Raw genomic sequence first — 10907 nt, forward strand, 5'->3', positions numbered from 1 at the left:
CCCCACCACCGCCCCCGCCATACCGACAGGAGTCGCCCCCCGATGTCCGGAACCCATCCGGCGCCGCTGCCCGGCAGACCGATACGCGCCGCCCTTGCGGCCGTCGCCCTCGCGACGCTCGTGCTGCTGGGTCTCGTCCGGCCCGTCCCCGCCACCGCCGCGACCTATGTCCCGATCTCCGGCACGGGCTCCACCTGGAGCAAGAACGCGCTCGACCAGTGGGTGGCGAACGTCAGGCAGTACGGCATGTCGGTCACCTACAACGGCACCGGCTCCTCGGACGGCCGTACCCAGTTCCGCAACGGCGTCGCCGACTACGCCGTCTCCGAGATCCCGTACGGCATCAAGGACTCGGGGGTCGTCGACTCGCCGCCCTCCAGGAAATACGCGTACATGCCGATCGTGGCCGGCGGTACGTCCTTCATGTACAACCTGAAGATCGGCAACCAGCGGGTCACCAATCTGCGGCTGTCGGGCGAGGCACTCGCCAGGATCTTCACCGGTGAGATCAAGTTCTGGAACGACCCGGCGATCAAGGCCGACAACCCGTCCCTGGCCTCGTCGCTCCCGGCCCGCAAGGTCGTCCCGGTGGTCCGCTCCGACGGATCGGGCACGACGGCCCAGCTCACCACCTGGATGGCCAAGCAGTACCCGTCCATCTGGAACGGCTACTGCGCCAAGGCCGGACGAGGCACCCCCTGCGGGACCACCTCCAACTACCCGCTGGTGCCGGGCAGCGGCTTTGTCGCCCAGTCCGGGTCCAACGGTGTCTCGGGGTATGTCGCCGAGAAGGGCAACATCGGCACGATCACCTATGTCGAGTACTCCTACGCCGTCCAGACCACCCACTTCCCGGTGGTCAAGGTGCTCAACGCGGCCGGCTACTACACCGAGCCGACAGCGAGGAACGTGGCCGTCGCCCTGCTCAACGCGCGGATCAACAACAACACTTCCTCGCCCGAGTACCTCACCCAGATCCTCGACGGCGTCTACAACGGCAAGGACCGGCGCAACTACCCGCTGTCCAGCTACAGCTACATGATCATCCCGACAAAGGTCGAGGGCAAGTTCAACCCCAACAAGGGCAAGACACTCGGTGCGTTCGCCTACTACTTCCTCTGCCAGGGGCAGCAGAACGTCGACGAGCTCGGCTTCTCGCCGCTGCCGGTGAACCTGGTGCAGGCGGGGCTCACCCAGGTACGGAAGATCCCCGGCGTCAACGTCGAGAACATCAACATCAAGAACTGCCACAACCCGACCTTCTCCGCCGACGGGTCCAACACCCTCGCCAAGAGCGCCCCGTACCCGCCGGCCTGTGACCGGAAGGGTGCCACCCAGTGCTCCACCGGCACCGGCGGGGACAGGACGCCGACCGTCCCCCGGGGCGGCGGCGGGGGCGGTTCGGCCTCGGGCGGCGGCTCGGGCGGCTCCACGGGCGGTGGCGGTGACACCGGCGGCTCCGGTGGTACGGCCACGGGCGGCGGCGGTACGGGAGGCTCCGGCGCCCAGGGCGCGGGCGCGACCGGCGGTGCGACCGGCGGCGCGACGACAGCCGGCGCGGCCACCGGCGGCGGCGCGGGCACGGCCATCGACCCGGACACCGGCCAGCCGATCGCGGCGGGCGCCCAGACCGGCGGCACGGGGGACGTGGCCGGGGCCGGCGGGGGCGGGGGCGGCGAGGCCTTCGCCGTACCGGTCTCCACCTCGGGGACGCTCGGCGGCAATCTGCGACTCGTGCTGATGGTGCTGGCGGCCCTGCTGCTGGTGGTGGTCACGGTCGGACCTCCGCTGCTGTCCCGCTATCTGACGGTGAGGAAGCGGACGTCATGAGAATCACCGGCCGCAGGAGCGGCACCCTCACCTCACGGCACCGGACGAAGGCCGCCCGCGCGCTCACCTCTGCCGTCCTCGCGCTCTGCTGCGCCCTGAGCGCGGGCGCCTTCTTCGGCGGCGCCGACCCGGCGGGCGCGGCCGACAACCCCACCGCGGGACGCTCGCCGGTGACCGTCACCGGCAAGGGCGACTTCGCCGGGCTCAAGGTCACGGTCGAGCAGACCCAGCACCTGGTCAACCAGGTCGTCAAGGTGTCCTGGACCGGCGGGGCGCCGACCGTCTCGGACACCGCCTACGCCGCCGACTATCTCCAGGTCATGCAGTGCTGGGGCGACAACGCGGCCGGGCCCGACCCCGAGCAGTGCCAGTTCGGCGGCTCCTCGGAGCTGGGCGCCGGGTCCGGCAACCAGCCCGCGGGCGCCTACACCAACACCCGCCAGCTCAGCTACGGCAACCTCCGCGACGAGAAGCAGACCCTGCCGCCCCCGTCGGACACCGGTGTCTCCTATGTCGCCTTCCGACCGGTGGACGGGGAGACCGAGCCGCACGGCAACTCCAACAACTTCTTCGACTCCAACACCAGCAACGAGGTCCCGTACGCCAGGACCAACCCCGACGGCACCGGCGAGGTCTACTTCGAAACCCAGACCGCCGTGGAGGCCCCCGGCCTCGGCTGCGGGGAGCCCATTGCGGGCAGCTCCGCCCAGAACGAGGGCCGCCGCTGCTGGCTGGTGGTCGTACCGCGTGGCCGGACCGAGGTGGACGGCACCCCCTACACCACCCAGCCCAGTGGCCTCCTCCAGTCGTCGCCGCTCTCCGCGAGCAACTGGGCCCACCGTCTGGTCGTCCCCCTGCGCTTCGAGCGGATCGGCCAGTTCTGCGAGCTCGGCGCCGACGAACGCTCCACCCTGGGCACCGAGATGTCCAAGGAGGCGGTGCTCCGCTGGCAGCCCGCGCTCTGCCAGACCGGCAGCAGGACGGCCTTCCGCTTTGCCACGGTGGGTGACGACTCCGCACGGGGCACGCTCGGTTCCGAGAACCCCGGCATGGTGTTCCTGAACCGGCCGGCCACCGCCGAGGACATGCAGTTGGGCGGGACCCCGGTGTACGCGCCGGTCGCGCTCTCCGGGCTCACCATCGGCTTCCTCATCGAGAGCCAGTCCACCTTCTCGGCGCCCGAGGAGGTCAGGGCCCGCAACGGCCGCAGGCTCACCTCCCTCAAGCTCAGCCAGCGCCTGGTGGCGAAGCTGCTCACCGAGTCGTACCAGGACGGCAACTCCCGCTTCGCGCCGAGCACCGAGAAGAACCCGTTCAACCTGGGCCGCGACCCGGAGTTCACCCGGCTCAACCCGGAGTACGCGCAGCTCGACTTCGGCGGCAAGCTCGGCGACATCCTCGTACCGCAAGCGGTGTCGGACACCGCCCGGCTGCTGTGGGAATGGATCGACCAGGACCCCGCCGCGCGCGAGTTCCTGAACGGGACGCCCGACAACGCCGGCAAGTACGGCGACGCGGCCAACTCCGGGATGACGGTCAATCCGCACTACCGCGAACTCGACCTGCCCCTGGACAACTTCCCCAAGAGCGACCCGTTCTGCCAGCAGTTCCCCGACCACTCCGAGCGCCCGCTCTGCATCCAGGACAAGCACCCGTACGCGAACGACATGCACGAGGCCGCCCGCTCCGCGGGCCGGGGCGATTCGCTGGCCCGTACCTCCTGGGACAACACCGCGTCCCCGCCCATCTACAAGAAGGACCCGGCGCAGCCGGCCGGCCAGCGGGCCATGCTCGCGGTGGCCGACAGCGCGACGGCCCTGCGGTACGGACTGATCCCCGCCCAGCTCCGCAACGGAGCGGGGCAGTATGTCGCGCCCACCACCGCGGGGCTGCTGGCCGGCCAGGCGGCGATGAAGCCGGGCCCGGTCAAGGGGGTGGCCGAGTCCGTGCCCGCCACCAAGGCCAAGGGCGCCTACCCGCTGACCTCGCTCACCTACGCGGCCACCACGCCGGCCCAGCTGACCGCCGAGGAGGGCAAGGACTACGCGGAGTTCCTGACCTATGCCGCAGGCGGCGGACAGACGCCCGGTGTGGCGGCGGGCACGCTGCCCGAGGGGTACGCGCCGCTGCCCAAGGCGCTGCGCACCCAGGCCCTCCAGGCTGCCGCCACCATCCGGGCCCAGGCGGGCAAGACCCCCCAGGAGGGCGGCCAGAACTCCACCCACCCCGCCACCACGGGGGGCGGGGGAGGGGGAGCGGCAGGCGGCGGTGACGGCGCCGCTTCCGGTACGGGAGGCGCCGGCGTGCCGGCGGGCGGCGGAGCCCCGGGCGAGGGGGCGCCGAGCGCGGCGCCCTCGGGCTCCCCGAGTCCCGGCGCGACCGGCGCCTCCACCGCACCGCCCAAGTCGGCCGGAGCGGAGGCGAGTTCACCGCTGACCCCGCCCTGGGCCCTGGGCGCGGTGCGCTATGTCGTCCTGATCGTGCTCATCACCGGGATCGCGGCCGCTGTCGGCGGCCCGCTCCTGCCGAGGCTGGCACCGGTCGTCGCGGCCGGAATCAGATCTCTGAGGCGGGAGGACGACACCACCTGAGACGACCGGCCGGGGGCGGCAGCCACCGCCCCCGGCCGGCAGCCGGATGTTCCGGAACGGCCGGAACCCGGCCACCCGCGAGCGATCGCGGTTTCATCACCAGGCGCAAGCCTATCTGAGGGGTACACGAAGGTGAAAAAGAAGAAGATCCTGATGGCTATGGCGGGCGCGCTGCTGATCGCGGGCACCGTCGGCACTGTCGCTTCCGCCGAGCCGAGTGGTACGCCGACCTACCGCCAGCTCTCCGGTGTGGGTTCCGACACCACCCAGGATGTGATGAACGGTCTGTCCCAGGTCGTCACCATCAATGGCACCAAGGTGATCGGCTCGTACAACGCCGTGGGTGGTGCGACCATCACCACGAAGGACCCCGCGGTCAACAACAAGTGCACCATGAACCGCCCGAACGGTTCCGGCGCCGGCCGTACCGCGCTGCTGAACTCGCTCCAGGCCCAGGACAACTGCCTGGACTTCGCGCGGTCGTCGAGCCTGAGCCTGGGCGCGGCCAACCCCGGCCTCACCTATGTCCCGTTCGCGGTCGACGGTGTCTCGTACGCCATCACGCCCTCCAGCGTGCTGCCGCGCAAGCTCACCCTGAACGACCTCAAGGCGATCTACCACTGTGACCCCGCCTTCGTGGGGAACGGCCCCAACTACAACCTGACCGTCCTGCTGCCGCAGGCCGGCTCGGGCACCCGTAGCTTCTGGGAGTCCCAGGTCGGCATCGTCGACGCGGATGTCGTCGCCGGTGTGTACCCCTGCATCAAGGACACCAAGAACGGCTCCCCGGTCCAGGAGCACGACGGCCGCGTGCTGGACGACAAGTCCATCGTGCCGTTCTCCATCGCGCAGTACATCGCGCAGAGCTCGCAGACCGTGGCCGACGTGCGTGGCCGCGCCATCCTCGGCTCCATCGACGGCAAGTCGTCCGTCACGCTCAACAACGACTTCGGTGTCAAGCGTGACGTCTACAACGTGATCCCGACCAGCAAGATCGGTACGGCTCCCTGGAGCACCGTCTTCGCCGGCTCGAACTCCCTCATCTGCCAGCAGACCGGTGTCATCAACACCTACGGGTTCGCCGCGAACCCGAACTGCGGTGACACCAGCAAGCAGACCCCCTGATCCGGAACCGGTACCCCGCACCCCTACGAAGGAGATCTGACACCGTGTTCCTCCACAGACCCCGCCGTGCGCTGTCCGCGGTTCTCGCGGCCGCCACCGTGGCGATCGGGGCCGGCGTGATCGCCGCTCCGGCCGCCCAGGCCGCCGAGATCGGTACGCTCGCCATCACCCCCGCGACCGGCACCGACGAGACCGGCATGGGCTTCACCACCTCGGGCGCCTGCCCGGACACCGCCTCGTACGTCATCGCTTCGGTCAAGGGCTCGGGCTTCCCGGCCGACGGCCAGAACGTGGTCGGCAACGCGCCGATCGAGACGTACAACACCACCCCCGAGGGCGGGATGGTCATCCCGCTGACCTCGACGATGCGCGACTACGCGAACATCGCCGGATTCAGCACCCTCCAGGGCAAGTACACCTTCACGGTCACCTGCCGCACCGCCTTCAACGGCACCAGCCTCGGTGACTTCACGGGCTCGGTCTGGTTCACGTCCAACACGGCGTACCAGACCAACGACCCGGACGTGAAGACGGACACCACGACCGCGCTCGCGGTCTCCCCGTCCGGCTCCACCGAGCAGGGCGACGCGGTCACCCTGACCGCCACCGTCACCCCGGCGGGCGCCGGCGGCACCGTCCAGTTCCGTGACGGCGCCACCGCGCTGGGCAGCCCGGTCACCGTCGCCGCCGGTGCGGCCACGCTGACCACGACGAACCTGGCGGCGGGCAGCCACTCGCTCACCGCCGAGTTCACGCCGGCGAGCACCTCGTACAACGGCTCGGTCTCCGCGGCCGTCACCCACCAGGTGAACGCCGCGGCCGCCAAGCCCACCACGACCGCGCTGGCCGTGTCCCCGGCGGACTCCGCCGAGCAGTTTAGCCCGGTCACTCTCTCCGCCACCGTCACGCCCGCGGGCGCGGCGGGTTCGGTGAAGTTCACCGACACCGTCGGCGGTACGCCCACGACCCTCGGCACCGTCCCGGTGGCGGGCGGCCAGGCCACGCTGACCACCAGCAGCCTGGCCCCCGGCGACCACTCGTTCACCGCGACCTTCGTGCCGCAGAACAGTGCCGCCTACCTCGCCTCCGACTCGGGCAATGTCCCGTTCACCGTCGGCGCGTTCGCGGGGGTGTCCACCTCCGAGGACATCACCACGACCGTCGAGGCCGGTGCGCTGGTCATCAGCGTCGAGGACCCGCATGTCGTCCTGCCCTCGCCGAAGCTCGACGCCAATGGCGAGCTGCTGACGACGGCCGGCGCGCTCAACCCGGTCACCCTGACCGACACCCGCGCCGGTAACCCGGGGTGGACCGTCAGCGGCCAGGTGACCGACTTCTCCGACGGCGCGACCCACGCCATCAACGGCCAGAACCTGGGCTGGACGCCGAACGTCATCGACAAGGTCTCCGCCCAGACCGTCACGGCGGGCGCGAAGGTCGACGCCGCCGCCGGCGCCGAGCCCGCGGACAGCGGCACGGCCGGGCTGAAGTCGTCCCGCACCCTCGCCAACGGCAAGGGCCTGGGCACCTCGCACCTCGGTGCCGACCTCAGCCTCAACGTCCCGACGTCCACGGTGGCCGGCACCTACACCGCCACGCTCACCCTGACGGCCATCTGACCGTGCCGATCGCGCTGATCGCGCACCCCGCGGTCGCGTGAGGTGGGGGGGGGGGGGGGTTCCCCCCCCCCCCCCCCCCCACCGGCGCGGTTCCAGGCCAACGCCTGTTTGCCACGCACTTCCAACAACCCTGAAGAACGGCCCCGATCGGACGCCCCGACATGACCAGCTCCCTCCAGGCCCGCACCCTGCCGGCTCTGCCGGCCACGCCGGCCCGCTTCGGCCAGGCCCGTATCGCGCGGGTCCGCCTCGGCCGGGCTCGCGCTGTCCAGGCCCGCTTCCTCGTGACCGCGCTGCTCGCCGGCGTACTCGCCTGCCTGCTCGTCCTCACCGCGGGCCCCGCCGCCCATGCCTCGGGCCCGGTGCGCGACAAGGGCGGCCGCACCACCTTCGGGGTGCAGCCCTCGGGCCCCAAGAAGCCGGACCGGCGCAGCGGTTACTCGTACAGCGCGACGCCCGGCGCAGTGGTCCGCGACCATATCGCCGTCCTCAACTACGGCACCCGGCCGCTGAAGCTGAAGGTCTACGCGAGCGACGCGTTCAACACCGCCGACGGCGGGTTCGATCTGCTGGCCGCGGGGCGCCCGTCCAAGGACGCCGGGACCTGGGTCAAGACGGGTAAGAGCAGTGTGGTCGTGCCCGCCCGGGGGCGTGCCATCGTGCCGTTCACCCTGACCGTTCCGCGCGGCGCCGGGCCCGGTGATCACGCCGCGGGCATCGTCGCCGCGCTCTCCTCCGGCGGGTCCGGCGCCGAAGGCGACCGGGTCGCGGTCGAGCAGCGCGTCGGGGCGCGCGTCCACATCAGGGTGGCCGGGGAGCTGAAGCCCCAGCTCACCGTGGAGAACCTGAACGCCACTTACCACGGGACGGCGAACCCCTTCGGCAGCGGCTCGGCCACGATCACCTACACCGTGCGCAACACCGGGAACGTACGGCTCGGGGCGCGGCAGACCGTACGCGTACGCAACGCCCTCAGCGGCCCGGTGCGCGCACCCGGCGTCCATGACATCAAGGAACTGCTGCCGGGCAACGCCCTCACCGTCACCGCCACCGTGCGCGGGGTGTTCCCCGCCATGCGCTCGACGGCCACGGTGACCGTCGACCCGGTCGCGGTCGGCGGCGACATCGATCCCGCGCTGCCCAGCGCCAACCGGTCCGCCGGTTTCTGGACCGTGCCCTGGGCGCTGCTCGCGCTGCTGCTGGTCCTCGCCGTCTGCGCCGCGGTCTGGCTCACGCTGCGCCGCCGGCGCCGTACCCGTACCGCGCGCTCCACCGCGTCCGCGCCCCACGCGTCCACCCCTTCCGTACCCACGTCCGTGTCCAAGAAAGAGAAGACCTCCATGCTTTCCAAGCGCATATCCGGTCCGGCAGCCGCCGGCGCCACCGCTTCCCTCCTGGCCGCCGCGGGCGGCCTGCTGCTGCTCGGCGCGCCCGGCGCGCAGGCCGCCGACCCGGCCGGCACGCTCAAGGTCACCCCGGCCACCGGCACCGACACCTCGGGTGTGAACCTGACGGCCTCCGAGGTCTGCCCCGAAGAGGCCGACTACCTGATCGTGAAGGTCGGCGGCAAGGGCTTCCCCGCCGAGGGCCAGAACGTCGTCGGCAACTCGCAGGTCAGCATCTACCCGGTCGCCCCGGGCGCGGGGTACGAGGTGCCGCTGACCTCGACGATGCGCGACTACGCGAACATCGCCGGGTTCCAGACCCTCGAAGGCCGGTACGAGTTCACCCTCACCTGCCGCAAGGCCTTCGGCGAGACCACGTACGGCGACTTCACCGGCTCCATCTGGTTCACCTCCAACACCACGTACCAGAACACCGACCCGGCCGGCCCCTCCGACCCGTCGACCTCGCCCGACCCCTCGGAGAGCGCCGACCCGACGCCGTCCGGCTCCGTGACCCCGAGCGACAGCGCGGACCCGAGCGAGCCCGCTCCCGACCCGAGCGACACCGGCCTGCCCGATCCGACGGACACGGGTGACCCGGGCACCGACGCCGGTACCACGGACGGCGCCGATGGCGGTTCGGCCGATGGCGGTACGACCGACGGCGGCGCGGACGCGGGTGCCGACGCGGGTGCCGACGCCGGCGCGGACAGCGGTTCCGGCGGCTCGACCGATGTCTCCACCGAGGTCGCCTCCGGCGGTACGGGCGGCGCCCTCGCCAGCACCGGCGCCCAGGCCGGCATCTTCGGTGTCGCCGCCGCGGCCCTGATCGCCCTCGGCACCGCCGCCGTCGTCTGGGCCCGCCGCCGCGGACTGCTCACCTTCCCGAACGGCGGTCGGCGATGACAGCCCGCAGGACCCTGACCGCGCTCCTCAGCGCCGCCGCCGTCGCCCTCGGCGGCACGGTGCTGCTCGGCGCGCCCGCGGCACAGGCCGACACGCTCGGCACCCTCGCCGCGACCCCGGCCACCGGCACCGACGTCACACCGATGTCCCTGAAGACCTCGGGCACCTGCCCCGAGCCCGCGGACTACCTGATTGTCAAGGTGACCGGCTCCGGCTTCCCCGCCGAGGGCCAGAACGTCGTCGGCAACTCGCCCCTCTCCATCTACCCGACCACCGGTTCGGGGTACGAGGTGCCGCTGACCGAGACCATGCGGGACTACGCCAGCACCGCCGGGTTCAAGACCCTCCAGGGCCGGTACGAGTTCACCGTCACCTGCCGCAGGGCCTTCGGCTCCGACACGTACGGCGACTTCAAGGGCTCGATCTGGTTCACCTCGAACACGGCGTACCAGAGCACCGCGCCCGCGGTGGCGACGACGGCGTCCCTCGCGCTGTCCCCGGCCGGCTCCTCCGTCCAGGGCTCGGCGGTCAAGTTCACCGCCAAGATCGTCCCCTCGACGGCGCCGGGCAGTGTCCGTTTCTACGACGGCACCTCCCCGTACGGCCCGCCGGTCACGGTCTCGAACGGTACGGCGACCCTCACCAGCACCGCCCTCGCGGCCGGTGCGCACAGCCTCAAGGCACAGTTCACACCCGCGAATCCGGCGAACCACACCGCCTCGTCGTCCGCGGTCGTCCCGTACACCGTCAAGCTCCGTCCGCCGACGGTCACCACCGCGCCGAAGATCACCGGCACGGTCCGGGTCGGCTCCACGGTGACCTGCTCGGTGAAGTTCACCGGCGCCACCACCGTCCGCCACCAGTGGCTGCTCGACGGCAAGGCGATCACCGGCGCGACCGGAGCGACCCGGGTCCTCGGGGCGGCGGACCGTACGCACAAGCTCTCCTGCCGGCCCAGCGGGGTCAACAGCGGCGGCACCACCACCGCCACCAGCCCCGCCGTCACCGTCGCCACCGGCCCCGCGCTGAGGGCGACGACCGCACCGGCGATCAGCGGCACCGCCAAGGTCGGCAAGAAGCTCACCGCCAAGGCCGGCACCTGGACCCCCGCGGCCCAGTCGTACACCTATGTGTGGAAGCGGGACGGCAAGGCCATCTCCGGCGCCACCAAGTCCACGTACACGGCGGTCAAGGCCGACAAGGGCCACAAGCTCTCCCTCACGGTCACCGCCAAGCGCGCCGGATTCGCCAACGGTGTCGCCACCAGCAAGTCAGTGACGGTGAGCTGACGGTGACCCAGGACACCCTGGAGCGCGTGGTCGGCGCCCCACCGGCCAGCCCGACACCCCACCCGCCCCCCACCCACCCCACGCCTCCCCCCCCCCCCACCCCCCCCCACCTCCCCCCCCCCCCCCCCCCCCCCCTCCCTCCCCCCCCCCACCCCCCCCCCC

Annotated in this window: 6 protein-coding genes; all 6 read left to right on the forward strand. The window is 71.8% G+C overall.

Annotation, left to right across the window (positions count from 1 at the left end; translation table 11 throughout):
• Nucleotides 1–42 precede the first annotated feature (42 nt).
• The 6 genes from ACFU9P_RS14395 (at nucleotide 43) to ACFU9P_RS14420 (ending at nucleotide 10745) form a co-directional block, all read left to right on the forward strand.
• Entirely contained in the window at nucleotides 43–1830 is a 1788-nt protein-coding gene (locus ACFU9P_RS14395) for a phosphate ABC transporter substrate-binding protein PstS (RefSeq protein WP_384080260.1), read from the forward strand.
• Nucleotides 1827–4421 (forward strand): hypothetical protein, encoded by a 2595-nt coding sequence (locus tag ACFU9P_RS14400; protein ID WP_384080263.1) that lies wholly within the window; start codon nucleotides 1827–1829, stop codon nucleotides 4419–4421. The genes ACFU9P_RS14395 and ACFU9P_RS14400 overlap by 4 nt, the downstream gene beginning before the upstream one ends.
• 132 nt (nucleotides 4422–4553) lie before the next feature.
• Nucleotides 4554–5546, forward strand: a complete 993-nt coding sequence (locus ACFU9P_RS14405) for a hypothetical protein (RefSeq protein ID WP_376382210.1) — start codon at nucleotides 4554–4556, stop codon at nucleotides 5544–5546.
• A 44-nt stretch (nucleotides 5547–5590) separates the two neighbouring features.
• Nucleotides 5591–7165, forward strand: a complete 1575-nt coding sequence (locus ACFU9P_RS14410; protein ID WP_384080266.1) for an Ig-like domain-containing protein — start codon at nucleotides 5591–5593, stop codon at nucleotides 7163–7165.
• A gap of 161 nt (nucleotides 7166–7326) precedes the next feature.
• Entirely contained in the window at nucleotides 7327–9456 is a 2130-nt protein-coding gene (locus ACFU9P_RS14415) for a hypothetical protein (RefSeq protein ID WP_376387007.1), read from the forward strand.
• Nucleotides 9453–10745: an Ig-like domain repeat protein gene (locus ACFU9P_RS14420; RefSeq protein WP_376387005.1), complete on the forward strand. Its 1293-nt coding sequence runs from the start codon at nucleotides 9453–9455 to the stop codon at nucleotides 10743–10745. Before ACFU9P_RS14415 ends, ACFU9P_RS14420 begins: the two co-directional genes overlap by 4 nt.
• Nucleotides 10746–10907 lie beyond the last annotated feature (162 nt).

Origin of the sequence: Streptomyces sp. NPDC057617 (assembly GCF_042800555.1) — a bacterium.
GTDB lineage: Bacteria > Actinomycetota > Actinomycetes > Streptomycetales > Streptomycetaceae > Streptomyces.